This window comes from Streptomyces sp. NPDC002520 (assembly GCF_053595235.1).
The window spans coordinates 540,969-567,219 of sequence record NZ_JBSFXG010000001.1 but is presented as its reverse complement, the minus strand read 5'-3'; the positions used below and the strand labels follow the sequence as shown (position 1 = coordinate 567,219).

The 26,251-nt window shown below is 70.8% G+C and carries 25 protein-coding genes and 2 pseudogenes; 7 read left to right on the top strand and 20 right to left on the bottom strand.

Annotated features, from left to right (window positions below; genetic code table 11):
• Window positions 1-23: 23 nt before the first annotated feature.
• From ACWD5D_RS02305 to ACWD5D_RS02280, 6 genes and pseudogenes are all read right to left on the bottom strand, one after another.
• Complete coding sequence (locus ACWD5D_RS02305; RefSeq protein ID WP_451370875.1) at window positions 24-1,046, bottom strand: TIGR03842 family LLM class F420-dependent oxidoreductase; 1,023 nt, start codon at window positions 1,044-1,046, stop codon at window positions 24-26.
• A gap of 11 nt (window positions 1,047-1,057) precedes the next feature.
• On the bottom strand, window positions 1,058-2,461 hold the full coding sequence (hydA, locus tag ACWD5D_RS02300; protein WP_451370874.1) for a dihydropyrimidinase: 1,404 nt from the start codon (window positions 2,459-2,461) through the stop codon (window positions 1,058-1,060).
• 40 nt (window positions 2,462-2,501) lie between these two features.
• Window positions 2,502-2,687 (bottom strand): annotated as a pseudogene (locus ACWD5D_RS02295) (acyltransferase); the annotation flags it as partial.
• Window positions 2,665-2,889, bottom strand: a pseudogene (locus ACWD5D_RS02290) (PucR family transcriptional regulator ligand-binding domain-containing protein); the annotation flags it as partial. The pseudogenes ACWD5D_RS02290 and ACWD5D_RS02295, both read right to left, overlap by 23 nt.
• Window positions 2,890-2,991: 102 nt before the next feature.
• Entirely contained in the window at window positions 2,992-4,278 is a 1,287-nt protein-coding gene (locus tag ACWD5D_RS02285; RefSeq protein WP_451370873.1) for an aspartate aminotransferase family protein, read from the bottom strand.
• Window positions 4,275-5,117, bottom strand: a complete 843-nt coding sequence (locus tag ACWD5D_RS02280) for a nitrilase-related carbon-nitrogen hydrolase (protein WP_451370872.1) — start codon at window positions 5,115-5,117, stop codon at window positions 4,275-4,277. The genes ACWD5D_RS02285 and ACWD5D_RS02280 overlap by 4 nt, the downstream gene beginning before the upstream one ends.
• A gap of 295 nt (window positions 5,118-5,412) precedes the next feature.
• Between ACWD5D_RS02280 and ACWD5D_RS02275 the strand changes: the two genes are divergently transcribed.
• Window positions 5,413-7,971: an ATP-dependent Clp protease ATP-binding subunit gene (locus tag ACWD5D_RS02275; protein WP_451370871.1), complete on the top strand. Its 2,559-nt coding sequence runs from the start codon at window positions 5,413-5,415 to the stop codon at window positions 7,969-7,971.
• Between the two features lie 118 nt (window positions 7,972-8,089).
• Here ACWD5D_RS02275 and ggt read toward each other — a convergent pair whose 3' ends face one another.
• Window positions 8,090-9,889: a gamma-glutamyltransferase gene (gene ggt / locus ACWD5D_RS02270; RefSeq protein ID WP_451370870.1), complete on the bottom strand. Its 1,800-nt coding sequence runs from the start codon at window positions 9,887-9,889 to the stop codon at window positions 8,090-8,092.
• Window positions 9,890-10,032: 143 nt separating this feature from the next.
• Here ggt and ACWD5D_RS02265 point away from each other — a divergent pair, with 143 nt between their 5' ends.
• Together ACWD5D_RS02265 and ACWD5D_RS02260 are read left to right on the top strand one after the other, a co-directional pair.
• Window positions 10,033-10,785, top strand: coding sequence for a hypothetical protein (locus ACWD5D_RS02265; protein WP_451370869.1), 753 nt, complete (start codon window positions 10,033-10,035; stop codon window positions 10,783-10,785).
• Between the two features lie 112 nt (window positions 10,786-10,897).
• Window positions 10,898-12,463: a CocE/NonD family hydrolase gene (locus ACWD5D_RS02260; RefSeq protein ID WP_451370868.1), complete on the top strand. Its 1,566-nt coding sequence runs from the start codon at window positions 10,898-10,900 to the stop codon at window positions 12,461-12,463.
• A gap of 49 nt (window positions 12,464-12,512) precedes the next feature.
• On the opposite strand, the gene ACWD5D_RS02255 is transcribed toward ACWD5D_RS02260, so the two are convergent.
• From ACWD5D_RS02255 to ACWD5D_RS02195, 13 genes are all read right to left on the bottom strand, one after another.
• Entirely contained in the window at window positions 12,513-13,391 is an 879-nt protein-coding gene (locus tag ACWD5D_RS02255; protein ID WP_451370867.1) for an amino acid ABC transporter permease, read from the bottom strand.
• On the bottom strand, window positions 13,388-14,032 hold the full coding sequence (locus ACWD5D_RS02250; RefSeq protein WP_451370866.1) for an amino acid ABC transporter permease: 645 nt from the start codon (window positions 14,030-14,032) through the stop codon (window positions 13,388-13,390). Before ACWD5D_RS02250 ends, ACWD5D_RS02255 begins: the two co-directional genes overlap by 4 nt.
• Window positions 14,033-14,043: 11 nt before the next feature.
• Entirely contained in the window at window positions 14,044-14,964 is a 921-nt protein-coding gene (locus tag ACWD5D_RS02245; RefSeq protein ID WP_451370865.1) for a glutamate ABC transporter substrate-binding protein, read from the bottom strand.
• Window positions 14,965-14,981: 17 nt separating this feature from the next.
• A complete protein-coding gene (locus tag ACWD5D_RS02240; protein WP_451370864.1) occupies window positions 14,982-15,725 on the bottom strand; it encodes an amino acid ABC transporter ATP-binding protein in 744 nt (247 codons plus the stop codon).
• Window positions 15,726-15,863: 138 nt separating this feature from the next.
• On the bottom strand, window positions 15,864-16,283 hold the full coding sequence (locus tag ACWD5D_RS02235; protein WP_451370863.1) for a DUF6278 family protein: 420 nt from the start codon (window positions 16,281-16,283) through the stop codon (window positions 15,864-15,866).
• A gap of 15 nt (window positions 16,284-16,298) precedes the next feature.
• A complete protein-coding gene (locus tag ACWD5D_RS02230; RefSeq protein ID WP_451370862.1) occupies window positions 16,299-17,078 on the bottom strand; it encodes an exodeoxyribonuclease III in 780 nt (259 codons plus the stop codon).
• A 93-nt stretch (window positions 17,079-17,171) separates the two neighbouring features.
• Window positions 17,172-17,807 carry an MBL fold metallo-hydrolase gene (locus ACWD5D_RS02225; RefSeq protein ID WP_451370861.1) on the bottom strand — a complete coding sequence of 212 codons (636 nt, stop codon included), beginning with the start codon at window positions 17,805-17,807 and terminating at the stop codon, window positions 17,172-17,174.
• 35 nt (window positions 17,808-17,842) lie between these two features.
• Window positions 17,843-19,132, bottom strand: coding sequence for a bifunctional 3-oxoadipate enol-lactonase/4-carboxymuconolactone decarboxylase PcaDC (gene pcaDC / locus ACWD5D_RS02220; protein WP_451370860.1), 1,290 nt, complete (start codon window positions 19,130-19,132; stop codon window positions 17,843-17,845).
• Between the two features lie 32 nt (window positions 19,133-19,164).
• The gene (locus ACWD5D_RS02215) at window positions 19,165-20,262 is read right to left on the bottom strand and encodes an IS110 family transposase (protein WP_451370859.1); all 1,098 of its coding nucleotides are present in this window, start codon (window positions 20,260-20,262) and stop codon (window positions 19,165-19,167) included.
• Window positions 20,263-20,985: 723 nt separating this feature from the next.
• A complete protein-coding gene (locus ACWD5D_RS02210) occupies window positions 20,986-22,191 on the bottom strand; it encodes a PP2C family protein-serine/threonine phosphatase (protein ID WP_067246241.1) in 1,206 nt (401 codons plus the stop codon).
• Between the two features lie 402 nt (window positions 22,192-22,593).
• Window positions 22,594-22,962, bottom strand: coding sequence for a hypothetical protein (locus ACWD5D_RS02205; RefSeq protein WP_451370858.1), 369 nt, complete (start codon window positions 22,960-22,962; stop codon window positions 22,594-22,596).
• Window positions 22,959-23,630 carry an Asp23/Gls24 family envelope stress response protein gene (locus ACWD5D_RS02200; RefSeq protein WP_359378555.1) on the bottom strand — a complete coding sequence of 224 codons (672 nt, stop codon included), beginning with the start codon at window positions 23,628-23,630 and terminating at the stop codon, window positions 22,959-22,961. The genes ACWD5D_RS02205 and ACWD5D_RS02200 overlap by 4 nt, the downstream gene beginning before the upstream one ends.
• Window positions 23,621-24,196 carry an RNA polymerase sigma factor gene (locus ACWD5D_RS02195; RefSeq protein WP_451370857.1) on the bottom strand — a complete coding sequence of 192 codons (576 nt, stop codon included), beginning with the start codon at window positions 24,194-24,196 and terminating at the stop codon, window positions 23,621-23,623. The genes ACWD5D_RS02200 and ACWD5D_RS02195 overlap by 10 nt, the downstream gene beginning before the upstream one ends.
• A gap of 153 nt (window positions 24,197-24,349) precedes the next feature.
• On the opposite strand from ACWD5D_RS02195, the gene ACWD5D_RS02190 reads away from it, so the two are divergent.
• The 4 genes from ACWD5D_RS02190 to ACWD5D_RS02175 all read left to right on the top strand — a co-directional run bounded on the left by ACWD5D_RS02190 (window position 24,350) and on the right by ACWD5D_RS02175 (window position 26,242).
• A complete protein-coding gene (locus ACWD5D_RS02190) occupies window positions 24,350-24,847 on the top strand; it encodes an Asp23/Gls24 family envelope stress response protein (RefSeq protein ID WP_451370856.1) in 498 nt (165 codons plus the stop codon).
• An 84-nt stretch (window positions 24,848-24,931) separates the two neighbouring features.
• Complete coding sequence (locus ACWD5D_RS02185) at window positions 24,932-25,099, top strand: hypothetical protein (RefSeq protein ID WP_030645371.1); 168 nt, start codon at window positions 24,932-24,934, stop codon at window positions 25,097-25,099.
• Window positions 25,096-25,503, top strand: a complete 408-nt coding sequence (locus ACWD5D_RS02180) for an Asp23/Gls24 family envelope stress response protein (protein ID WP_067246275.1) — start codon at window positions 25,096-25,098, stop codon at window positions 25,501-25,503. The genes ACWD5D_RS02185 and ACWD5D_RS02180 overlap by 4 nt, the downstream gene beginning before the upstream one ends.
• A gap of 112 nt (window positions 25,504-25,615) precedes the next feature.
• The gene (locus tag ACWD5D_RS02175; RefSeq protein WP_451370855.1) at window positions 25,616-26,242 is read left to right on the top strand and encodes a DUF6286 domain-containing protein; all 627 of its coding nucleotides are present in this window, start codon (window positions 25,616-25,618) and stop codon (window positions 26,240-26,242) included.
• The last annotated feature ends 9 nt before the right edge of the window (window positions 26,243-26,251 follow it).

Below are 26,251 nucleotides of genomic sequence, written 5' to 3'. Positions count from 1 at the left end.
AGGGCGGACAGGGAAGGGGGCGGTCAGCCGTTGACGGCCGGGATCACCGTCGTGCCGTAGGCGTCGATGGTGGCTTCCTGGGCGTCGTGCATGTCGTACACCGCGAACTGGTCGACGCCCAACGCGCGCAGCGCGTTCAGTTTCTCGATGTGCTTCTCGGCCGGCCCGATGACGCAGAACCGGTCGACGATCTCGTCGGGCACGAACGCGGTGTCGGGGTTGTCGGCCCGGCCGTGGTGGGAGTAGTCGTACCCCTCGCGGGCCTTGATGTAGTCGGTGAGTTCGTCGGGGACCTGGCCGGAGTGCTCGCCGTACTTGGCGACCAGGTCGGCCACGTGGTTGCCGACCATGCCCCCGAACCACCGGCACTGGTCCGTCGCGTGGGCGAGCGCCTCGGGCGAGTCGTCCTCGGTGACGTAGGCGGGGGCGGCGACGCAGACGGTGACCTCCGCCGGGTCGCGCCCTGCGGCGACGGCCGCGTCCTTCACCGCCTTGACCATGTACTCGGTGAGATACAGGTCGGACAGCTGGAGGATGAACCCGTCGGCCTCCTCGCCGGTCATCTTCAGCGCCTTGGGGCCGTACGCGGCCATCCAGACGGGGAGTTCGGCGCCCGGCTTGATCCAGGGGAACCGGACGACCGTGCCGCCGCCGAGGTCGGCCGGCTCGCCCCGGCCGAGGGCGCGGATGACCTTCATGGCCTCGCTGATCCGGGCCAGGGTGTTGGGCTTGCGTCCGGCGACACGCATGGCGGAGTCGCCGCGGCCGATGCCGCAGACGGTGCGGTTGCCGAACATGTCGTTGAGGGTGGCGAAGGTGGAGGCGGTGACCTCCCAGGTGCGGGTTCCCGGGTTGGTGACCATCGGGCCGACCCTCAGCTTCGTGGTGTTCGCGAGGATCTGGCTGTAGATCACGAACGGCTCCTGCCAGAGCACGGCGGAGTCGAAGGTCCAGCCGTAGCGGAAGCCGTTGCGCTCGGCCCGCTTCATCAGGCTGATGACCCGGGAGGCCGGCGGGTCGGTCTGCAGGACGAGTCCGAAGTCCATGGGCTCTGCTCCTAGTCGAGGTACTGGCAGGTGGAGCGCGGGGTGTAGACGCCGTGGCCGGCGTGCCCGGTGTACTCCCGCTCGGTGATGACGGGTTCGCCGCGCGAGAGCACGGTCTCGACCCGGCCGGTGGTCCGCTTGCCCTCGTAGGCCGAGTAGTCGACGTTCATGTGGTGGGTCTGCGCGGACATGATCTGCTCGGCGTGCGGGTCGTAGATGACGACGTCGGCGTCGGCGCCGGGGGCGATGGTGCCCTTCGTGGGGTAGAGGCCGAACATGCGGGCCGGGGTGGCGCAGGCGATCTCGATCCAGCGGCGGCGGGAGATGTGCCCGTCGACGACGGCCTGGTGCAGCAGGTCCATGCGGTTCTCGACGCCCGGCAGACCGTTGGGGATCTTGGAGAAGTCGCCGCGGCCCAGCTCCTTCTGGCCGACGAAGCAGAAGGGGCAGTGGTCGGTGGAGACGACCTGGAGGTCGTTGGTGCGCAGGCCCTGCCAGAGCTTGGCCTGGTGCTCCTTCGGCCGCAGCGGCGTGCTGCACACGTACTTGGCGCCCTCGAAGTCGGGCTCGGCGAGGTTGTCGGTGGACAGGAACAGGTACTGCGGGCAGGTCTCACCGAAGACGTGTCGCCCTTCGTCGCGGGCCCGCGCCAGCTCGGCGACCGCCTCCATCGCCGAGACGTGCACGACGTACAGGGGGGCGCCGGCCACCTGGGCGAGCCGGATGGCGCGGTGGGTGGCCTCGGCCTCCAGCAGGGCCTTGCGGACCTCCCCGTGGTAGCGGGGGTCTCTCTCGCCGCGGGCCAGCGCCTGCTCCACGAGGACGTCGATCGCGATGCCGTTCTCCGCGTGCATCATGATGAGGCCGCCGTTCTCGGCGGAGCGCTGCATCGCGCGCAGGATCTGGCCGTCGTCGGAGTAGAACACCCCCGGGTAGGCCATGAACTGCTTGAACGAGGTCACGCCCTCCTCGATCAGCAGGTCCATCTCCTTGAGCGTCTCCTCGTTCACATCGGAGACGATCATGTGGAAGCCGTAGTCGATCGCGCAGTTGCCCTCGGCCTTGGCGTGCCAGGTGTCCAGGCCCTCGCGCAGGCTGTGCCCGACGCTCTGCACGGCGAAGTCGACGATCGTGGTCGTCCCGCCCCAGGCGGCGGCCCGGGTGCCGGTCTCGAAGGTGTCGGAGGCGAAGGTGCCGCCGAAGGGCAGCTCCATGTGGGTGTGGACGTCGACGCCGCCCGGGATGACGTACTTCCCGGTGGCGTCGACGACCCTCTCGGCGGTGAACGCCTCGGCGGCGGGCGTGCCGGTGGCGGCGAGGGCGGCGATGCGGCCGTCCTCGATCAGGACGTCGGCGTGGATCTCGTCGGACGCGGTGATGACGAGACCGCCGCGGATGACGGTACGGCTGCTCATGGTCCCTCTCCTCCCGGGGTGGACGGTGCGGTCGGTGCGATCAGGGTGCGGTCAGCGGCGTGTACGCCCCCGGTGCCCGGTCCCTGTGGAACTGCCGGCGGTCGCGGACCTCGCGAAGCCCCGCCATGTCCAGGTCGCGGACGACGAGTTCGGTCTCCTTCTCGCTCGCCGGCTCGCCGACGAACCGGGCCTCGGGGTCCACGAAGCAGGTCGTGCCGTAGAAGTCGATCGCCGCCGCTGAGCATCACTCCGACGTCGGGGGCCTCGGCGACGTGCACCCGGCGCACGGGCCTGTCGAGCTGCCCGGCGCCGGCCACCACCTCGGGCTCCCCGGCGAGCACCCGCTCAAGGGTCAGCACCTGGCGCACGGAGGGGGCGGGTTCGGACTGCTGCCGGCCGGCGGGACGGGGCTCCGAGGTGGTGGTCATGGCCGTGGACCTCCTTCTCTCGGTTCTCTCGTACGTGCTCCGCAGGTGCTCGGGACCTCGGCGTTCTCTAGTACGCGCTGCTCGCCGACCGGTACGTGCCGCTCACCGGTGCACGCCTCTCAGGGCGTGTTCGAGGATCGCCGCCCCTTCCTCCGCCTCCGCGACGGTCAGGGACAGCGGCGGGGCGATGCGCAGGGCGCTGGTGTCATGGCCGCCGCCCTTGCCGATGAGCAGGCCCCCCTCGCGGGCCGCCTCCAGGACGGCGGACGCCGCCCGCGGATCGGCCTCGTCCGTGCCGGGCTTGACCAGCTCGACGCCGATCATCAGTCCGCGTCCGCGCACCTCGCGGACGCCGGGCAGCTGGGCGCCGACGGCGCGCAGCCGCTCGATGAGCAGTCCGCCGACCCGCCGAGCGTTGCCCTGGAGGTCGTGTTCCACGAGGTACGCGAGGTTGGCGAGGCCGGCGGCCATGGTGATCTGGGTGCCGCCGAAGGTCGAGATGCTGTTGGCGTCCAGGCAGTTCATGATCTCGGCGCGGGCGATCACCCCGCCGATGGACATGCCGTTGCCGATGCCCTTGGCGAAGGTGACGATGTCCGGCGGGCCGTTGCGGTCATGCGCCTGCCAGCCCCAGAAGTGGTCGCCGGTGCGGCCCCAGCCGGTCTGCACCTCGTCGGCGATCCACAGGATCCCGTGCTCGTCGAGCACCTCGCGGAACGCCGCGTACAGCCCGTCGGGCGGGGAGGTGAAGCCGCCGACGCCCTGGACGGGTTCGGCGATCAGCGCGGCGGGCGGCCGGGTCTGTCCGAGGAGGTCCTTCAGGTCCGCCACGCAGGCGTCGGTGAAGGCGCGGTCGTCCAGGTGGGCGAAGGGGCCCCGGCCGCGGACGCCGCCGTGGACGTACAGGGTCTGCAGCGGGGACAGGGAGGTCGGGGACCAGCCGCGGTTGCCGGTGATGCCGACCGCGCTGAAGGAGCGGCCGTGGTAGCTGTTGCGCATGGCCAGGATCGTGTTGCTGCGGCGGTAGGTGGTGGCGAGCAGCAGGGCGGTGTCGTTGGCCTCGGTGCCGGAGGTCGTGAAGAACACGCGGGCGTCCGGGATGCCGCTCAACTGGGCGATACGCTCGGCGAGTTCGACCATCGGACGGTTGAGGTAGAGGGTCGAGGAGTGGATGATCCGGCCGGCCTGCTCGCTGACCGCCTTGGTCACCTCGGGCAGGGCGTGGGCGGTCATGGTGGTGAGGATGCCGCCGAAGAAGTCCAGGTAGCGGTTGCCGGCGGAGTCCCAGACGTGGCGTCCCTCGCCGTGGGTGAGCTCCAGCGGACGGTCGTAGTAGAGGGCGAGCCAGTCGGGCAGCACCTGGCGGTGGCGGTCGAAGAGGTCGTTCACGGCTGCACCAGCCCTTCGTAGGCGTCGGGACGGCGGTCGCGGTAGAAGGCCCACTGCTGCCGCACGTCGTCGATGAGGTCGAAGTCCAGGTCGCGTACGAGGAGTTCCTCGGACTTGTCACTGGCGACGTCGCCGACGAACTGTCCGCGTGGATCGACGAAGTACGACGTCCCGTAGAAGTCGTTGTCCCCGTACTCCTCCTGGCCGACCCGGTTGATGGCGGCGACGAAGTACTCGTTGGCGACGGCCGCGGCGGGCTGCTCCAGCTGCCACAGGTAGGAGGACAGGCCGCGGTGGGTGGCGGAGGGGTTGTAGACCAACTGGGCGCCGTTGAGCCCGAGTTGCCGCCAGCCTTCGGGGAAGTGGCGGTCGTAGCAGATGTAGACGCCGACCCTGCCCACGGCGGTGTCGAAGACGGGCCAGCCCAGGTTGCCGGGTTTGAAGTAGTACTTCTCCCAGAATCCCTTGACCTGGGGGATGTGGTGCTTGCGGTACTTGCCGAGGTAGCTGCCGTCGGAGTCGATCACGGCGGCGGTGTTGTAGTAGAAGCCGGGCTGCTCGATCTCGAAGACCGGTACGACGATCACCATGCCGGTCTCGCGCGCGAGGTCCCGCATGCGGCGCACCGTGGGCCCGTCGGGCACCGGCTCCGCCCAGCGGTAGTGCTCGGGCTCCTGGACCTGGCAGAAGTAGGGGGCGTTGAAGACCTCCTGGAAACCGATGATCTTCGCACCCCGGCGGGCCGCCTCACGCGCGTGTTCCTCGTGTTTCGCCACCATGGACTCGGTGTCGCCGGTCCAGGTGGCCTGGACCAGTGCGGCACGTACGACGTTGGCCATGAGCTGCTCCTTCGACGCGACGTCCGAGCCTCTACGCCCGTAGAGACGGCCGTAGAGGGACGAAAGTAAGCCCCACCGAGGTCCTTGCCAAGACCATCGTCGTCAACCCGCTGGGTCGATCGTGTTTCACACTCCTTAGGGTGAGCGCGGGTACCCCCCTCGTCTGCGGGCCGTAGGCAAAAGGCCCGCCCTCACGAGCGAACATGCCCCCTCCAACGGATCGTGTCATCGTGGCATGAGCGGCCTCCCGGCACCCGTGGCCGCTCCGCACATCCTTCGGCGAAGGACGGACACGATGAACAGCGGCTACCTCGGCCCGGAGGGCGACCCATTCGGAGAGTTTTTCGCCCGCTTCTTCGGCGGAACCGGCACCACGCCCGGACAGCCCGGCCAGCGCCACATCGACATCGGCCGTCTGCTCAGCCAGCCGGCCCGGGAGCTGGTCAGAGGGGCCGCGCAGTACGCCGCCGAGCACGGCAGCCGGGACCTGGACACCCAGCACCTGCTGCGCGCGGCGCTGTCGGCCGAGCCCACCCGGAGCCTGCTCAGCAGGGCGGGCGCGGACCCGGACTCGCTGGCGACGGAGATCGACGGCCGTGCGGGCCCCGTCCAGCACCAGCCGGGCGAGGGGCCGCCGCCGACCTCGCTGTCGCTCACCCCGGCGGTCAAGCGGGCCCTGCTGGACGCGCACGAGCTGGCACGGGCGAGCGGCGCCGGGTACATCGGCCCGGAGCACGTGCTGAGCGCGCTGGCCGCGAACCCGGACTCGGCGGCCGGGCACATCCTGCACGCGGCCCGTTTCCCCGCGAGCAACGTGCCGCCGGAGACCACGGAGGCCGTCCAGGCCCGCCCGGAGCGCCAGCGCCCCACCTCCACGCCGACGCTCGACAAGTACGGCCGCGATCTGACCGAGCTGGCCCGGCAGGGCCGTATCGACCCGGTCATCGGCCGGGACACGGAGATCGAGCAGACCATCGAGGTGCTGTCCCGGCGGGGCAAGAACAACCCGGTGCTGATCGGTGACGCGGGGGTCGGCAAGACGGCGATCGTGGAGGGGCTCGCGCAGCGCATCGTGGACGGTGACGTCCCGGACGTCCTGGCCGGTCGCCGGGTCGTGTCCCTGGACCTGACCGGGGTCGTCGCCGGCACCCGGTTCCGGGGCGACTTCGAGGAGCGCCTGAACAACATCGTGGAGGAGATCCGGGCGCACTCCGACCGGCTGATCGTCTTCATCGACGAGCTGCACACGGTGGTGGGGGCCGGCAGCGGCGCCGAGGGCGGCGCGATGGACGCGGGCAACATCCTCAAGCCGGCCCTGGCCCGGGGCGAGCTGCACATCGTGGGCGCGACCACCCTGGAGGAGTTCCGGCGGATCGAGAAGGACGCGGCGCTGGCCCGCCGGTTCCAGGCGATCCTGGTGCCCGAGCCGACCGTCGAGGACACGATCGAGATCCTGCGCGGACTGCGCGACCGGTACGAGGCCCACCACCAGGTCCGTTACACGGACGAGGCGCTGGTGGCCGCCGTGGAGCTGTCCGACCGCTATCTCACCGACCGCCGGCTGCCGGACAAGGCGATCGACCTGATCGATCAGGGCGGCGCCCGGGTGCGGCTGGGCGCCAGGACGAAGGGGACGGCCGTACGCGCGATGGAGCGCGAGCTGGAGCAGCTGGTCCGGGACAAGGACCAGGCGGTCGCCGACGAGCAGTACGAGCAGGCCACCCAGCTGCGCGACCGGATCGGCGGGCTGAAGCAGCGGATCACGGAGGTCAGCGACGAGGGGGAGGCCGACGAGGGGCAGCACCTGGAGGTGACGGCGGAGGCCATCGCCGAGGTGGTGTCGCGGCAGACCGGCGTCCCGGTGAGCCGGCTGACCCAGGAGGAGAAGGAGCGGCTGCTCGGCCTGGAGGAGCACCTGCACCACCGGGTGGTCGGCCAGGACGAGGCGGTGAGCGTGGTCTCCGAGGCCGTGCTGCGCTCCCGGGCGGGGCTGTCCAGTCCGGACCGGCCGATCGGCAGCTTCCTCTTCCTCGGCCCGACCGGCGTCGGCAAGACCGAGCTGGCCCGCGCGCTCGCCGAGGCCCTGTTCGGCAGCGAGGACCGTATGGTCCGGCTCGACATGAGCGAGTACCAGGAGCGGCACACCGTCTCCCGGCTGGTGGGCGCCCCGCCCGGGTACGTGGGCCACGAGGAGGCCGGGCAGCTGACCGAGGTGGTGCGCCGGCACCCGTACTCGCTGCTGCTGCTCGACGAGGTGGAGAAGGCGCACCCTGACGTCTTCAACATCCTGCTCCAGGTCCTGGACGACGGCCGGCTCACCGACTCCCAGGGCCGCACGGTGGACTTCACCAACACGGTCATCGTGATGACCAGCAACCTCGGCTCCGAGGCGATCACGCGGCGTGGTGCCGGCATAGGGTTCGGGCCGGGCGGCGCGGACGCCGACGAGCAGGCACGGCGGGAGCGGATCCTGCGGCCCCTGCGCGAGCACTTCCGGCCGGAGTTCCTCAACCGCATCGACGAGATCGTGGTCTTCCGGCAGCTCACCGGCGAGCAACTGCGGCAGATCACCAACCTGTTGCTGGAGGGCACCCGCCGGCTGCTGGACGGTCAGGGCATCACCGTGGAGTTCACGGAGGCGGCCGTCGACTGGCTGGCCGAGCACGGCTACCAGCCGGAGTACGGCGCCCGGCCGCTGCGCCGCACCATCCAGCGCGAGGTCGAGAACCAGCTGTCCAGGCTGCTGCTGAAGGGCACGATCGCCGAGGGCGGCCATGTGACCGTGGACGTGCGGGACGGACATCTGGACTTCCGGGCACGGCACGCCCCGCCGCCGCCCGCGGCCGAGGCGTGACGCCCAGGACGGTGTGACGCCCGGGACATCGGCGCTCGACGGGCATCGGCGCCGACGTCCTGGGCGTCGGGATCTGACGTCGAGGTCGGGACCTGACGTCCGGGTCGGGGTCCGGCGTCTAGGGCGTCGGGTCCACGACCATCGCCGAGCCGCCACCGCGCCGTACCTTCTCGGCCGCGGCCAGCCACTTGCCGTCCGGCAGTCGCTGGACGCCGGTCGCTGCGCCGATCTCGGGGTTGAGCTTGAAGCTGTGCCCGATGGCCTCGAGCTGTTTCCTCATGTCGCTGTCGTACAGGCCGGGTTCGAGTTCGGTCTGGGCCGCGTTGCGCTGGCTGGCGCGGGGGGCGGCGATGGCGTCGACCAGCGGCAGATGCCGGTCGAGGAACTCGGTGAGGGTCTGCAGCACGGTGGTGATGATGGTCGCGCCGCCGGGCGAACCGACCGCCACGACGGGCCTGTCGTGCCGGTCGAGGACGATGGTCGGTGAGATCGACGAGCGCGGCCGCTTGCCCGGTCCGGGCAGGTTCGGGTCGTGCACGGCCGGGTTGGCCGGGGCGAAGGAGAAGTCGGTCAGCTCGTTGTTGAGCAGGAAGCCGCGGCCGGGCACGGTGATGCCGCTGCCGCCGGTCTGCTCGATGGTGAGCGTGTAGGCGACGACGTTGCCCCACTTGTCGGCCACGGTGAGGTGCGTGGTGTTCTCGCCCTCGTACGTCGTCGGGGCCGCCGTACCGCCGGCGGCGCAGGCGGCGGGGTGGCGCGGGTCGCCGGGGGCGAGCGGGCTGGTGAGGACCGCGTCGTCCTTGATCAGACAGGCGCGCGAGTCGGCGTACTTCTGCGACAGCAGTTCCTTCGCCGGTACGTCCTCGAAGGCGGGGTCGCCGACCCAGCGGCCCCGGTCGGCGAAGGCGATACGGCTCGCCTCGATGTAGTGGTGCAGGTACTGCGCCTCGCTCGCCTTGGAGAGGTTTGTCCGCTCAAGGATGTTGAGGGCCTCACCGACGGAGGTGCCGCCGGAGGAGGAGGGTGCGATGGAGTACACCTTCAGGCCCCGGTACGAGGTCTTCGTAGGCTGCTGGAGCTTGGCGCGATAGGCCGCGAGGTCCTTGTCGGAGAGCTTGCCGGGACGGGCGTTCCAGCCCGAACCCGGGTCCACCGGCGGCTTGTTGACGGTCGACACGATGTCGTCGCCCAGGTCGCCGTGGTAGATCGCGCCGACGCCCTTGCGGCCCAGTTCCTCGTAGGTCCGGGCCAGGTCCGGGTTCTTGAAGGTGGAGCCGACGACCGGGAGCTGTCCGTTCGGCAGGAACAGCTTGGCGGTGTCGGGGAAGTAGCGGAACCGGGTCTCGTTGGAGGCGGTCTGCGAGCGGAAGGTGTCGTCCACGGTGAAGCCGTCGCGGGCGATGCGCTCGGCGGGCTCGAGGACCTTGCCGAGTTTCCTGCTGCCCCATGTGTCCAGTGCCGTCTGCCAGGTGGCCGGGGTGCCGGGGGTGCCGACGCTCAGACCGCTGCTGACGGCGTCGCCGAAGGCGAGCGGTTTGCCGTTCTCCGTGAACAGGTCGGAGCCCGCGGTCAGCGGCGCGGTCTCGCGGCCGTCGATGGTGTGCACGGTGCGGGACCTGGCGTCGTAGTAGACGAAGTAACCGCCTCCGCCGACGCCCGCCGAGTAGGGCTCGGTGACGCCGAGCGCCGCGGCGGTGGCGACGGCCGCGTCGACCGCGTTGCCGCCCTTTTTCAGTACCTCGATGCCTGCGGCCGAGGCGTCCGCGTCGACGCTCGCGACCGCGCCGCCGTAACCGACCGCCACGGGGACCTTCGGGGCGGTGGCGTCCGGTGCGCCCGGCGGAGCCGCCGCCCCCACCGTCACCACAGCGGCCGAGACCGCCAGAACCGCCAGCTTCCGCGTGCCTGGACGACCCATACGAACCTCCCGTCGGAACCGTCCGCGCAGCCTAACCAGACTACCGGCGGTACCGACAGAGCGCCTGAGTCACCCACTGCACGAACGTCACACTTCGAACAGAGGTACGTACCCGTCACCGGGGCCCGCTACCATGCGCCCCCATGAACGACGACGTACGCAACATCGTCCTGGGTGTCGTGGCCGCCGGCATCAGCACCGCGCTGGGCTGGTTCGCCCGCACCTATCTGTGGAAGCGCAAGCTGCGCCGCAAACAGGCCTTCTTCGGTCTGCCGGAGAACTCGGAGTCCATGCTCGTCGTCAACCGCGACCCCTCCACCTCGGAACCGGCGGTCCACCGCTTCGACGTGTTCGCCCTGCTGGAGCTCTCCGCACTGATCAAGGACTGCGGTGCGCACTTCAACATGGTCACGCAGGACACGCCCCAGCAGAGCTTCGGGGAGCGCACCGAGTTCTGCGTGGGCGGGCCCGCCTCGAACCGGCGGATGCTGGCCCACATGGCCGCGATGCTGCCCGGCATACGCATGAACGTCGACCCCGAACCGGGCCCGGACCGGGGTGCGTTCCAGATCGGCGACGAGCGCTACCGCATGGAGGCGGGGGTCACGGAGTACGTCCTGCTCGCCCGGCTCTCGGCGGGCGCGGAGACCCGGCCGGTGTTCCTCTTCTGCGGCCAGCGTGCCATCACCAACCAGGCCGCCACCCGCTATCTCGCCCGCAATCACGAGCGGTTGGCGCGCAAGCACGGCTCGGGCACCTTCGTGCTGCTGCTGAAGGTGGTCAACTCCCAGGCGTACGGCCCCGATCTTGTCGAACTGGTCGCGGACGTGACGCGGGTGGCCCAGGCGCCGCTGCCGGCCACCACGGAGTCCCGGAGCAAGCACCGGGCGTCGTAACGCCCAACAATCTTTACTCGCACGTAACTTACCCACGGGTTACTTGCGGTAAGGGGTGCCCATTACTGTCGGGTCACTTTGCACTGGCACGAGTTCAGGTCAGGAGTGACCCATGGGAACCGCACGCGCAGCTGTGCGCACCTCGGCCGCGGGAGTCGTATCGGCGGCACTCATCGCCGGCACCGTCGTCGGACTGGCGCCGGCCGCCCAGGCCGCGCCGTCCGTCCGGTTCGTCGACATCACCGGCGACGGCGGCATCGTACTGAAGGCGAACGTCGTCACGCCCGCGGGCGCCGACGGCACACACGACTACCCGCTCATCGTGCTGCCCACGAGCTGGGGCCTGCCGCAGGTGGAGTATCTCGCCCAGGCGCGGAAGCTGGCCGACGCCGGGTACGTCGTGCTCACCTACAACGTGCGCGGGTTCTGGCAGTCGGGCGGACAGATAGAAGTGGCGGGTCCGCCCGACACGGCGGACGCCTCCAAGGTGATCGACTGGGCGCTCGCGAACACCCCGGCGGACCCGCGCCGCATCGGCATGGCCGGCGTCTCCTACGGCGCGGGCATCAGCCTGCTCGCCGCCGCGCAGGACAAGCGCATCAAGGCCGTCGCGGCGCTCAGCGGCTGGGCCGACCTCATCGGCTCGATCTACTCGGGCCGCACCCAGCACGTCCAGGCGGGCGCCCTGCTGGACGGCGCGGGCGTCCTCACGGGCCGGGAGAGCCCCGAAGTCAGGCAGATCTTCGACCGTTTCTACGCCTCCGACCTCTCCAAGGAACAGGAGATGATCGACTGGGGACGGAAGCGCTCGCCGGCGACCTACGTCGACCGGCTCAACCGGAACGGCGCCGCGGTCCTGCTCGCCAACGCCTGGGGCGACTCGATCTTCCCGGTGAACCAGTACGCCGACTTCTATCAGAAGCTGACCGGACCCAAGCGTCTGGAGCTGCGCCCCGGCGACCACGCCACCGCCGAGATGACCGGCCTGTTCGGACTGCCCAACGACGTGTGGACGGACACCGGGCGCTGGTTCGACCACTACCTCAGGGGCGTCGACAACGGCATCGACCGCGAACAGCCCGTCCAGCTGAAGTCCCGCGGCCCCGGCGGCTACGAGGGCTACCCGGACTGGAAGTCGGTCGGGGCCATCGACCGCAAGATCGCGCTCGCGGGCTCCCCGACCGTCCACACGAACGTCGACTCCGGCGCGGACGGCGGGGTCGTCTTCCTCTCCAGCATCCTGGACCAGGTCGGCCGGCTGCCGCCGATGGCCTCGATCCCGCTGCTGCCCCGCCGCTGGGCGGCCGTGTGGCAGTCGGAGCGGTACGGCACCGCGCAGCAGGTGCGCGGCACGGCGAGGCTGCACACGACGCTCACCCCGACCGCGGAGAGCGGCACCTTCATCGCCTACCTGTACGACGTGGGCCCGCTCGGCCTCGGAAAGCTGGTCACCCACGCGCCCAGCACCTGGCACGGGCGGACGCCCGGAAAGGCGTTCGGCGTCGACCTCGACCTGTTCTCCTCGGCCTACGACGTCCCCGCCGGGCACCGTCTCGCGCTGGTCGTCGACACCGTCGACCCGCTGTACATCGAGCACAACCCGTCCGGCGCGCAGCTGACCTTCTCCTCGCCCCCGGACGACCCGTCGTACGTGTCCGTCCCCGTGCGCGAGCAGTGATCTCCGGCTGCCGCCGGACGAGCCTGGCCCGTGTGAACTGCCGCCCCCCTTACGGTCTCGGGGCCGTGGGGGGCTCCCCACCCGGCAGCAGCGTCCCAGGTCCGACCGTGGCGACCAGCGCGGCCTCGGTCTTGGGACTGCGCTGCTCACGGCGGGACACCCAGCCGGCGAACCACGAGAGCAGCATGCACATCCCGATGTAGATCGGCGAGATCACCATCACCACAGGGATGAACGGCAAATCGTAGTCGAGGTTCGACGCGATGAGCTTGCCGGCGTGGAGGAACTCCTCGTAGGTGATGAGAAAGCCCAGCGAGGTGTCCTTGAGGGCGACCACCAGCTGGCTGATGATGGCCGGGAGCATGGCCCGCACGGCCTGCGGGACGAGTACATGGGACATGACCTGGGTCTTGCGCATGCCGAGCGCGAACGCGGCCTCCTTCTGACCGCGTTCGACGGCGTTCACGCCGGAGCGGAAGACCTCCGCGAGCACCGAGCCGTTGTAGAGGGCGAGTCCGGCGACGAGCGCGGGCAGGGGCTGGACCTTGAGCGCCACGAAGATGAAGAAGATCATCACCAGTACGGGCATGGCGCGGAAGAACTCCACGAAGACCGTGGCCACCCAGCGCACCGCACGGTGGTCGGAGAGCCGTCCGGTGGCCAGGACGCCCCCGAGGGCGAGCGAGAGGACGGCCGCCGTCGCGAACGCCTTGAGGGTGTTCCCGAGGCCCCGCAGCAGCAGTTCCTGGATGCCCTTGTACTCGAACGGCGTCCATTTGGTGGCGGTGAACTGGCCGGTGTCGAAGAGGAGATACAGGATCCAGGCGAGGAGGGCGAGCAGGACGACCGTGGACATGACGCCGTAGAGGGCGTGCCGCCGCCTGGTGCCGGGTCCGGGGACGTCGTAGAGCGCGGTGGCGTCGGTCATCGGGCGACTCCGTAGGTGCGCTCCAGCACGTTGAACAGGGCGCTGATGGCGAGCGTGATGATCAGGTACCCGACGGCGATCCAGACGAAGGTCCAGACGACGTTGTAGCCCAGTTCGCCCAGGGTCTTGTAGGTGCCGAGCAGCTCGGTGACGCTGAACGCGCCCGCGATGGCGGAGTTCTTGGCGAGCGCGATGAGCGTGGAGCCGACCGGCGGGATCACGGACCGGAACGCCTGCGGCAGGACGACCACTTTGAGGGTCTGCGTGAAGGTCATGCCGAGGCTGCGCGCGGCCTCGCCCTGCCCCTTGGGCACGGTGTTGATGCCGGAGCGCAGCGCCTCGCAGATGAACGCCGAGGTGTAGCAGCCGAGTGCGAGGACCGCGAACACCTTGAAGGGCAGCACGAGTCCGAACCGGGGCAGGCCCAGCAGCACCGCGAAGAACAGCAGGGTGAGCGGGGTGTTGCGCAGCACGGTGACCCAGGCCGTGCCGAAGACGCGCAGCGAGGCGACGGGCGCGACGCGGAAGGACGCCATCACGAAGCCCAGCGCCAGGGCCAGCAGGGAGGCGTAGACGGTCAGTTCGACCGTGCCGAGGAAGCCCTCTGCGTAGGTCGAGAAGTTGTCGGTCAGTACGTTCATGCCGTCCTCGTTCAGCTCGCCGGGTAGCGGTCGATCGCGGGCGGCCTGGGCGCGGGCACGCCGGACAGGCCGAGCGTCGCCTCGTACGCCTTCTTCCAGTCGCCGTTCCTCTCGCGTGCCTCCAGTGCGTCGTCGAGGGCGAGGCGCAGCGCGTTGTCGCCGCGCGGGACGCCGATGCCGTACGGCTCCTTCGAGAACGGCTTGCCGACGACCTTGAGTTCGCGGGGGACCTTGGCCGCGTAGCCGATGAGGATGGCGTCGTCGGTGGTGACGGCGTCGACCTGGTAGGTGAGCAGGTTGTCGACGCACACCGAGTAGGTGTCGTAGGCGACCAGGATCGCCTTCGGGAACTGCTCCTTGATGCGCTGGTACGGGGTCGAACCGGCCGCCGAACAGACACGTTTGCCGTCCAGGTCCTCGGGGCCGTGGATGTCGTTCTCGTTCCGGCGGACCAGCAGGGACTGGCCGGCCATGTAGTAGGGGCCGGCGAAGCCGACGAGCTTCTTGCGGTTGTCGTTGATGGTGTAGGTGCCGACGTAAGTGTCGATCTGGCCGTTCTGCAGGGCGGTCTCGCGGTTGGCGGAGGCGATGGTGCGGAAGCGGATCCTGTCCGCCGGGAAGCCGAGCGAGGCCCCCAGCATCTTGGCGATCTCGATGTCGAAGCCGGAGTAGACACCGCTCGCCGGGTCTCTCTCGCCGAGGTACGGCTGGTCCTCCTTGACCCCGACGCGCAGGTACCCGCGCTTCTTCGCCCGGGTCCAGGTCCTGGAGTCGGGCAGCGTGAAGTCCCGGTCGACCTCGTAGTGGGGAAGTCTGTTCGCCGCCGGGCCCTTGGTGGGCGGGCTGCCCTCCTTGCCGCAGGCGGCTGCGAACAGCGCGGTCAGGGCGGCCAGAACGGCCAGGAGGAGGGGCACACGTGTGGTACGGAGCATGGGTCGCACTCCCCCGGTCAGTGCTTGAGGATCTTGGAGAGGAAGTCCTTGGCGCGTTCGCTGCGCGGGTTGGTGAAGAAGTCCTCCGGGGTGCGGTCCTCGACGATGCGGCCGTCGGCCATGAAGACGACCCGGTTGGCGGAGGCGCGGGCGAAGCCCATCTCGTGGGTGACGACGACCATGGTCATGCCGTCACGGGCCAGTTGGCGCATGACCTCCAGCACCTCGTTGATCATCTCGGGGTCCAGGGCGGAGGTGGGCTCGTCGAAGAGGAGGGCCTTGGGCTCCATGGCGAGGGCGCGGGCGATGGCCACCCGCTGCTGCTGTCCGCCGGAGAGCTGCGCGGGGTACTTGTCGGCGTGGGCCAGCAGGCCGACCCGGTCGAGCAGCGCACGGGAGCGGCTGTCGGCCTCGTCCTTCCCGCGCCTGCGGACCTTCACCTGGGCGAGGGAGACGTTCTGCAGGACCGTCTTGTGGGCGAAGAGGTTGAAGGACTGGAAGACCATGCCGACCTCGGCGCGGAGCTTCGCGAGGGCCTTGCCCTCCGAGGGCAGCGGCCGGCCGTCGAGGGTGATCGTGCCGGACTCGATGGTCTCCAGCCGGTTGATCGTCCGGCACAGCGTCGACTTCCCCGACCCCGAGGGGCCGATGACCACGACCACCTCCCCCTTGCCCACCGTGAGGTCGATGTCCCGCAGGACGTGCAGCTCCCCGAAGTACTTGTTGACGTTGCGCAGCTCGATCAACGGATCGACGGCCATCCGCAGCCCTACTCACCCTCTGCCGTGTCGTGGTCGCCGCAAACTATCCAGAGAGCCGTGGAGCCGACGGACGACACGCACTTTTCAGGCATTAGGCGTATTTACCCTTCGGGCGGATGCCGGTGCCCGCGATCGGGCTCAGGACTCGGCGACCTCCGCGTACAGCTGCGACAGCTCGGGGACGCCGCTCGCGGCCCACTCCTGCCCGGACTCCACGACCTCGACCTCGCGGCCCGAGGGCAGCCGTATGACCGGCTCCCCGTCGGGCCGGATGCGCCACACGGCGCCGGGTACGGTGCGCACGACCACCGTGCCCAGGTACAGCCCGGCGTCGTTGCCGAGCCAGGGCAGTGTTTCCGCGTCGTCGCGCCAGCGCGGGACCAGCTGGTCCAGCGCCTCCAGGGAGGCCGGCGTGTCGTCCAGGTCGACGCCCGCCCCGGCCGCCTGGGAGCGGAGCAGTTCACATTCCGACAGGAGCGCGGCGATCGCCTCGGGGTCGGCCGGGAGCCCCGCTCCACCGCTCTTCTTGTGCCGGGGGCCCAGGAACGGAAGGTGCATGGACCCAGCGTGGCATCACACGTCGAGGTCGACCACCACCGGCGCGTGGTCGGACGCGCCCTTGCCCTTGCGCTCCTCCCGGTCCACGTACGAGTCCTTGACGGCCTTCGAGAACGGCTCGTTGCCGTACACCAGGTCGATGCGCATGCCGCGGTTCTTCGGGAAGCAGAGCTGGCGGTAGTCCCAGTACGTGAACGGGTGGTCGTACTTCAGCGGGCGCGGGACGACGTCGGTCAGGCCCGTCTCGCGCAGGGAGGCGAGGGCGGCGCGCTCGGCGGGGGTGACGTGGGTGGCGCCCTCGAAGGCGGCCCGGTCGTAGACGTCGTCGTCCGTCGGCGCCACGTTGTAGTCGCCCAGCACCGCGAACGGGCGTCCGCCGGCCGCGTCACCGGCGACGGCGGCCTTCAGGGCCTCGAACCACTGGAGCTTGTAGGCGTAGTGCGGGTGCTCCACCTCGCGGCCGTTGGGCACGTACACCGACCAGACGCGGACCGGGCCGCAGGTCGCCGAGACGGCGCGGGGCTCCACCACGCCCTCGTACCCCGGGTCGCCGGGCAGGCCCTTGACGACGTCCTCCAGGCCGACGCGGGAGAGCACCGCCACGCCGTTCCACCGGCCGGTCGCGTTGACCGCCGACTCGTAGCCCAGCTCGCGCAGCTCGTCGAACGGGAACTGATCCTCGGCGAGCTTGGCCTCCTGGAGGCAGAGCACGTCGGTGCCGCTGCTCTCCAGCCAGGCGAGCAGCCGCGGGAGGCGGGCGGTGATCGAGTTCACGTTCCAGGTGGCGATGCGCATGTCTCACAACCTACCTGCCGGGTGTGACAACCGGCCCCGGCGCACGGCTCACCGCTCCTCGCCCCGGCGCACGGCCCGGCGGAGGCCCGCGGCTCACAGCTCGGCGGAGGCCCCCGGGGCGAGTCGCAGGTGCTCCGCACCGGCCAGGGCGCCGATCTGGCGGTCGTAGATCGGCCGGGCGAGGTCGGTGAGGAGGGCGTCGTGGACGTCGTAGGCGCGCTGCGGAGCGAGCTCACGGACGTAGTCGATGACCTCGGCGATCTTGTTCCAGGGGGCCATCACCGGGAGCATCAGGGTCTCCACCGGGTGGTCGGGGACGGTGAGGGCGTCGCCGGGGTGGAAGACCCGGCCGCCGTCGATCAGATAGCCGACGTTGGTGATGCGCGGGATGTCCGGGTGGATCACCGCGTGCAGCTCGCCGTGGACCTGGACGTCGAAGCCGGCGGCGGTGAAGGTGTCGCCGTGGCCGACGGTGTGCACGCGCCCCGGGAAGGCGGCCGAGATCTGCTCGGCGACGGACTTCAGGGTCCAGATCTCGGCGCCCGGGTTCGCCTCCAGACCGGCCCGCAGCCGGCCCTCGTCGAAGTGGTCGGGGTGCTCGTGCGTGACCAGGATCGCGTCCGCGCCGACCGCCGCGTCCTGCTCGCTGTACCCGCCCGGGTCGATGACGAGTGTCCGCCCGTCCTTCTCGAGGCGGACACAGGCGTGGGACTTCTTGGTGAGCTTCATGCCTCCCCATCCTGCCGTGACCGGGTTCCCGGGGCTCACTCGGCGGGCGTGGTCTCCGCACGGATGACCTGCTGGGCCACCCGGAACGCGCCGCTCGCCGCCGGGACCCCGCAGTACACGGCCGCCTGGAGCAGCACCTCGCGGATCTCGTCCGGGGTGAGGCCGTTGCGCAGGGCGGCCCGGATGTGGGCGGCCAGCTCCTCCAGATGACCACCGGCGACCAGCGCGGTGAGGGTGACGCAGCTGCGGGTGCGGCGGTCAAGTCCGGGCCGGTCCCAGATCTCGCCCCAGGCGTAGCGGGTGACGAACTCCTGGAAGTCGCCGGAGAAGTCGTCGGCGTCGGCCAGGGTCCGGTCGACATGCGCGTCGCCCTGCACCTCGCGGCGGATCTTCAGCCCGGTCTCGTACCGGTCCGGCATTCCGAGCGGCTGCGCCGGGACGACCGCGGGGGCGATCTCGGCGACGGGGCCGACGTGCGGCGCGGCGGTCAGGGCGGGGTTGACCGGGGCGGCCGGCAGGGCGGTCTGGCCGGTGTCGAAGGGCTGCTGCCAGGCGGTGGAGAAGTGCCGTACGAGGAGGTCGGTGACGGCGGCGGGCTGCTCGACCGGCACCAGGTGCGAGGCGCCGGGCACGACCGCGAGGCGCGCGTCCGGTATCCCGGCGACCAGGGTGCGGGCCTCGGCCGGGCCGGTGACCTGGTCGTCGGAGCCGACCAGCACCAGCGTCGGCGCGTCGACCCGGCCCAGCTCGGGCCGTACGTCGAACCCGGCGAGGGCCTCGCAGGCGGCGATGTAGCAGCCCGGGTCGGTGGTGCGCACCATCTGCACGGCCCAGTCGGTTATGGCGGGCTGGGCGGCGGAGAAGCCGTTGGTGAACCAGCGGTCGGGGGCGCTGCGGGCGATGGGGTCGAGCCCGTTCGTCCGTACGATCACGCCGCGCTGGCGGAACTCGTCGGCGGTACCGAACCGGGGCGAGGCGGCGACCAGCGCGAGCGAGGCGAGCCGCTCGGGGTGGCGCAGGGCCAGCTCGATGCCGATGGCGCCGCCCAGCGAGCAGCCGGCGTAGCCGAAGCGCTGCACGCCGACGCTGTCCAGTGTGACCAGCAGCCGGGCGGCCAGCTCACCGACCGAGCCGGCCGGGTGCGCGGGGGCGCCGCCGTGGCCCGGCAGGTCGAAGCGGAAGACGCGCCACTGCTTGACCAGCTCCGGTACCTGGCGGTCCCACATGTGCCATGTGGTACCCAGTGAGGGACCCAAGATCAGGACCGGAGCGTCTTCTGGCCCGTCAAAGCGGTATTGCAGGGTGTTCGGTGGTGTCTCACTCACGCCCCAGACCCTCTCACGTCTCACGGACGCCCCTATAACGCGGGGGCGCGAGAAACCGGTCTGACCAGGTTGAAGACCTCGCGGGCTGCGTATCGCTTGAGGCATCGGACGATCTCACGCCGGGTCTTGCCCTCCTGCGTGCGGCGCTCGTAGTACGCCTGGGTTCGGGGGTCGTGGCGCAGGCGGGTGAACACGATGCGGTGCAGGGCGGCGTTGGCCTGCCGGTCGCCGCCGTGGTTGAGCCGTCGCGTGATGCGCCGCCCGGAGGAGTACTCGATGGGGCTGACTCCGCAAAGGGCAGCAAAGGACGCCTCGGTGTTCAGCCGCTCGGGATTGTCCCCCATGGTGATCAGGAGAGTGACGGCGCTGTCCGGGCCGATGCCCATCGGTACGAGCAGTTGCGGCGCGTGGCGTTCGACGAGTCGGGTCAGGCGTTGGTTCAGCTCGTTGATCTGCCCGGTGAGCTGTTCGATGCGTTCGGCGAGCATGCGTAATGTCATGTGGGTGGCCTGGACCACCGCGTCCTCGTCTCCCCCACCATCGGGTGGGCTGAGGGTCGCGCAGGTGCGGAACAGCTCGGCATTGCCCAAGCTCGACAACCGTTCCCGCAGGGCGGGGTCGGCGATCACTAGGACGGCCTTGAGCTGGTTGATCGCCTGTGTGCGGGCCTTGACCGCGGAGTCCTTGGCGAGTTTGTAGATCCGGGCGCCTTGCACGGGTCCGTCGCCGGACTTGGCCTGGGCCCGGGTGCGACCGCTGAGCACGGCTCGCGCTGCGGCCTGCGCATCGAGCGGGTCCGACTTGCCGAGCAGACGGCGGGCTGTGCGGTCAGGCCGATTCACTTCGAACACCTGGACATGCTGGGCCAGCAGGTAGCGGGACAGGCCCGCGCCGAAGGTACCGGTGCCCTCCACACCGGCCTGGCGCACCGTCCCCCGCCTGCGGGCCCACACGAGCAGCCGACGGTAGCCGGCCACCGTCGCCGGAAAGGACTCGGTGCCAAGGACCTTCCCCAGCGGGGAGATTACGGCGGCGACGTGCACCTCACCGTGCGTGTCCACGCCGAGCACGACTTCTCTCCGCACGGGAGGATCCGTACTGGAGGAGGTGCTGCGCTGTCTGGTCGTCATGGTGGTTCGCCTCCCGCAGGGTGACACGCTGAGTGGATGGCACCGGCCCGCTCGGGCGGTCTGAACCGTGATGGCGCCTGGAACTCGGCAAGGCCCCTATGGGGACACGCCCTGTGGCTCGGTGACAGCAGAAGCCAGCCCGCAACGACGGTCGACAAGCCTGTGACTGGACACTTCGGTCAAAGATCTCAAGAGTCAGACCCCCGTCCGGGACGGCATCGCGCAACCGTCGCATCGATCCCGGCGTATCGGCATCTACCGACCACAGCCGGATGGCTTCGCCCGAACCAATGCCCAACCTGGCCGGAGCAGGCTGAGAATGAGTTGACTCCCCGCCCACTCGCGACCGGCAATGACAGACAGCCGTCTGGGCCGCCTTACGGTCGCCCTCCATCGGCCATCGCACGAACGGCTTCGAGCCCTCATTCTGGTGCACGGTTGTCCGCAGTCATGGCGCGGGCTGCCAAAGAGACTGCCTAGCAACTCGGCAAAGGCACCGGCGAGTGCTTGGGAACTCGGTCTACTCGAGTAACGGGGAACAGCAGCACCGCACGAAGGGGCGCCCGCGTGGAAGGCATGGCGCATGTGGGCGCTGCCGGACCCGATGCTCGCGGCCCCCGTCACCGACCCGGCGCCGCCCGATGGGTGAGCCGCCGAGGAGAAGTGGGACGGTTCTCCAGACACCTCGTGATGTCTCATTCGCGTTGGCACCGTTCACCCAGGTCACGACTGGTCCTTCGTGCGTGCGGCTGAGGCTTGCCGGGTGTCTGCGCCGCTGCTGACGTGCCGCTGGGTCTCCTGGGGGCCGTGCCAGTCCAGGCAGACGGCGGTGGCATCGTCTTCGAGCCGGCCGTCGGCGGCGTCCCGGACCGCGGACGTCAGCGCCAGCGCGGTCTCCCTCGGGTGCAGATTCCGGGTGCACCCCAGCAGGGCGGGCAGATCGACCTTCTCTCCGTGACGTTCGAGCATGCCGTCGGTGAACATGAGCAGACGGTCACCGGGCCGCAGGTCGAGGTCCTGCACACGGTACGGGTGGGGAGTCAGCTCAGACAGCCCGAAGGGATGGTCCACCTCGCAGGTGATCGTCTCCACAGCCCCGTCGCGCATGCGCAGCGGCCAGGGATGACCGGCGTTGACGAATTGGGCCCGCCCGGTATGGAGATTGATGCGCAGGAGCTGCCCGGTGGCATGACCGTGGCCGTGTTCGATCAGTGCCTGGTCTGCCCGGTGGGCCTGTTCGCCCAGGCCGGTGCCCGCCCGGCGGGCACCGCGCAGGGCGCCCACCAGGACCGTGGCGGCCAGGGCGGAATCCATGTCGTGGCCCATGGGATCGGTCACCGACACGTGCAAGGTGTCGCGGTCCACGGTGTAGTCGAAGGTGTCGCCGCTGAGGTCCTCGGAGGGCTCCAGGTTCCCGCACAGGGTGAACTGTGCGGCCTCGCACGACAGCGACAGGGGCAGCAGCTGGTACTGGATTTCAGCTGCCAGGGTGGCCGGCTTGGAGCGTTTGCCCCAGGTGTAGAGATCGGTGAAGCGGCCGTTGGCGATCACGATGTAGGCCAGGATGTGGGCGGCTTCCCCGACTGCGTCGAGCACGTCCTCGCCAGGGCCGGTCGGCAGGAGCAGTTCCAGCAGCCCGATCGCATCCCCGCGGTTGGTGACGGGCACGATCACCCGCTGCCCCTCGCCGGTCGCGTCCTGATACAGGCGCTGGGTACGGATCACCTCCTCGTAGACACTGCCGAACAGGGGAACCCGCTCGGCCTGCCGCCCACCCTGAGTGGGAGCGGTGGACAGCCGAGCCACCGCCTTCCCCGTCAGGTCCACGATGAGGAAAGAGACCTTAGTGGCCTCGAAACGCCGCCGCAGGTCCTCCGCGATCACGTCGACGGCGTCCGCCGGCGCCGCTGTCTCCGCTGCTGTCAGCAATCGAGTGAGCCCACTTTGTCCACCGCTCACGACCGCAGTCCCTTCCGCAACCCCCCACCAGCTTGGTAATCACCGCAGTGAGCGTCAATCCGTGAACAGTCACGCTCCGGCGTTCGCCCGCGGACGGGGCCGCCACGGCTGCTCTGTACAAAAGCGGCTCGACAGGCCGATGTCTTATGCGACACGCCAGAGTCTGGAGCTCCATGGTGGGCGGGCTTCGACACGTCCGGAGGAGTAACTCACAGCCGGTCACCCCGTACGGGAGCCGGATCGTCGGCGGCACCGAGGCTTGAGCCGCGACCACCCATGTAGGACTTCCGGACGGGGAGCAGCGCGCTCCCACGGTCGGCGACCTGCCGCTTGCCGAACGACGGTTCGTGGGGCCTGTGCCCGCGCCGCCGCTCATGCCGCGTCGCGCCAGGCGGCGATACCGGTCACCGTGACCGCGACGGTGACCGGCTCCGCGGCACCGTGGGTGGCGAGGTGGGTGACGAGGGCGGCTGTCACCCGGTCGTGGACGATTCGGGCGATGTCCAGCGCCCGCCGACCCTCCGTCAGGACGCAGCGCACCTCGATGTGCCATCCCGACCCGTCCGGCGCCCGGTCGGCGCGTATGCCGGCCTCGGGTGGCGTGGTGTCCACCCGGGTGGGCGCGGCGGCTGCCGCGAGGCGCCGGGCGAGGCGGGGTTGCAGGGCGGCCACGCCAGGAACCGCGAGGGCTGCCTCGGCCGCGACGCCGGGGAGCGCGGTGGTGCCGGTGGCGGTCATCATGCGCCACCGCCCGTCGGGAGGCGGGGACCGAGGGTCGGTCCCGGTTCCAGTACGTCGGCCACGGTGATGTCGACGGCTGTCACCGTGAGCCCCAGGTCCTGTCCGGCCGAGTGGAGGACCGATCGGCGTACCTGGTGGACCCGGTCGGGCAGCGGGCGGTCGAGGGCGGCGGCCAGGGTCATGGTCACCCGCACGTCGGTGCCGTTGCCCTCGGGTACGAGCCGGCAGGTCGCGGCCCTGGCACCGGGGACCGTGTCCGCGGCCTGCCTCAGCACCTTGGCCGCGGCGCTCTCGGCGATCCGCAGGTCCCGGTCGGGGTCGGCCAGGGGCAGCAGCCGCCCGAACCGGACCTCTGCCCTGACGACGTCCATGACCCGGTCGGCGAGTGCATGCAGGCCCGGAGGGTCCTCGTCGCGCAGCGTCCGGGCGGCCGCGTTCACCGTGGCCAGTCCCTCGACCGCCTCTCGGCAGTATGGACAGGACACTGGGTGCGGGTCCACGGCCGGTGGTGCGTCCCGCGCCTGTTCCCAGACCCGGCTGAGCAGGCGGCCGCAGGGCAGTACCTCATCGCCTGCGATCGGGGGCACGTCGGCGGCGGCCCAGCCGTTGCGGGGCCCGTCGGCTCCGGGCGGTTCGGGAGGCCGCGTGTGCGGGTCGTCTAGCGCCATGAGCCCATCGCCTCCTGCAGGGATCGGCGTGCCCTGAACAGTCTGCCGCGTACCGTCTGCTCGCCGGTACGCGTCACGTGCGCGATCTCCTTGTAGGGCAAGCCCTGCACCTCCCTCAGGATCCAGCAGACCCGCTGCCCGGCGTCCAGCTCGGCGAGTGCGCGGGACAGGGCGGCCGTGGCCGCGTCCTGCTCGGCGGTCCGGGCGGGCTGGCTCCACGCGTCGCCCGCCGCGGGTTCGGCGACGGCGTCCAGGGGGAGGGGCGGCGGTCGGCGGCGGCACATGGTCTGGCAGCGGTTGACGGTGATCCGGTACATCCAGGTGCGGAACTCCGCCCTGTGGCGGTATTCCGGCAGGTGGCGCCAGGCGCTGACGAAGGCGTCCTGGACGGCCTCTTCTGCGTCCTGGGGGTTGCCCAGCATGCAACGGGCCAGGGCCAGGAGGGACCGGCTGTGCCGCTGGACGAGAACGGCGAAGGAGTCCTCGTCCCCCTCGGCCGCCCGTACGGCCAGCAGGCGGTCGGGCAGGTCGCATCCCAGTCGTGGGGAAGCAGTGCGTTCGATCATGGCGCTCCCACGCAGGCTCGGAACAAGCGTGTACCCCTGAACCGAGCTGTGATGCATGTCACACATCGGGCATGTGAGGAACACGCCGCCCGGTATGTCCAACCTTTGACGGGCACCATTCCGGTGTCCGGCCGACCGATCGAGGCGACCGCCATGACGGACAACATCACCAGCGTCGGCGGGGGCAGCCGGCCCGAAGCGGACGTGAGCGCGCTCAAGGGCCGCACCGGGGCCGGGGCTCCGGCCGAGACACGGGGCAGGACCACCATCGCGGACGGTGTGGTGGCCAAGATCGCGGGCATGGCCGCCCGCGAGGTACCGGGCATCCACAGCCTGGGCGCGGGGATGGCCCGCGCCTTCGGCGCCATGCGCGAACGCGTCCCCGGCGCAGGCGGAGGCGGAGGCGGAGCGGTCACCCGCGGCGTCAAGGTCGAGGTCGGGGAACGGCAGGCCGCGGTGGACCTGGACGTCGTCGTCGAGTACGGCGTCTCCATCGTCGACGTCGCGGGCGGCGTACGCGTCAATGTCATCAGCGCCGTGGAGCGGATGACGGGCCTGGAGGTCGTCGAGGTGAACATCGCCGTCGACGACGTCCACCTGCCCGACGACGAGGAGGAACAGACCGGACCGGACGAGGGCCGCGTGAGGTGACCGCTGCCGGGAGCACCGCCGTGTCCTCGGGCCCGAGCGGATGATCACGGCGAGAGGGACGCTCGCGAGACGGGTGAGTGCGAGATGAACACAGCAACGACGGGACTCGCGGCCGGCATGGCCCTCGGCTTCGCCGGCTACTTCGGCGGCTTCTGGGCCTTTCTGCTGGTGCTGGTCCTCGGTGCGGCGGGGCTGATCGTCGGCCTCGTCGTACAGGGCGACCTGGACCTCCGGACACGGAGGCAGCGGTGAAGACCCGGCCCGGTTCCCCCGGCGAGGGGTCGGGCCCGCCGGCGCCGGCCGCCGGGCTGCCGCCCCCGGCCGAGCGGGGCGCCACCGTCATCCCCGACAGGGTGGTCGCCCGTATCGCCGCCCAGGCCGCACGCACGGCCCAGTCCCGGCGCGCCGCCGTACCACCCGACCGCGGCGGACCGGCGGCACCCCACGCCTCCGCCGCCGTCCGTACCGGATCGGTGCGCCTGCATCTGACCATGGACCTGCCCTACCCCACCGACATCCCCCGTGTCTGCGAGCGGATCCAGCGGGACGTCGCTGAACGGGTCGCCCAGCTGACCGGGCTGCGAGTGGGAGAGGTCCTCCTCACCGTCCGGCGGCTGGTGACCGCCGCCGACTCGAGCCGGGGGCGGGTCCGGTGAGCGGCCGGGCGGCCCGGGTCACCGGGCACGCCGTGCAGGAAGGGCGATCGCGATGACATCCGGTCCACGTCCCCCGGGCCGCGGCTCCGAGTCGACCACGCACCCTGCCGCGGTGCCCCTGGCGAAGGAGCCCGACCCTCCCGAACGCGACGTGTCCACCTCGGACCTCACAGCCGGTGAGCGCGAAGGAGGGCACCGAACCCGTCGCAAGTGGTCCGCGCGCCGCATCACGGCGGCGCTGGTCGCCGCGGTGATCCTCGTGGCCGCGGTCGCGACGCTCGTCGACGTCATCGCCGTACGGGCGGGACGTCCGGCGGCGGCCTGGCGACGACACCTGGCCGACGAACTGGCCACCCGCCCGGTGGACGACGTGTGGATGCTGACGGGAGCCGCCGTGGCCGCCGCCGTCGGCGTCTGGCTGATCGTCCTGGCCCTCACCCCCGGTCAACGCCGTTGGCTGCCCCTGCGCTCACCCGCCGGCTGCCCGCGCTTGCGGGCCTTCGTGGACCGCGACGGAGCCGCCGTCCTGCTGCGCGACGCCGCCATGCGGGTCCCCGGAGTCGGCGCGGCGCACGTCCTGGTGGGCCGCCACCGCATCAAAGCCCGCGCGGACGTCCGCTTCCGCGAGCCCCGACAGGTGAAGGACGACCTCACCGCCGTCCTCGACGAGGAGCGCGACCGGCTCGCCCTCGCCCGTCCTCTCCGCATCGCCGTACGGACGCGGCGACGCACCCGCTGACACAAGACC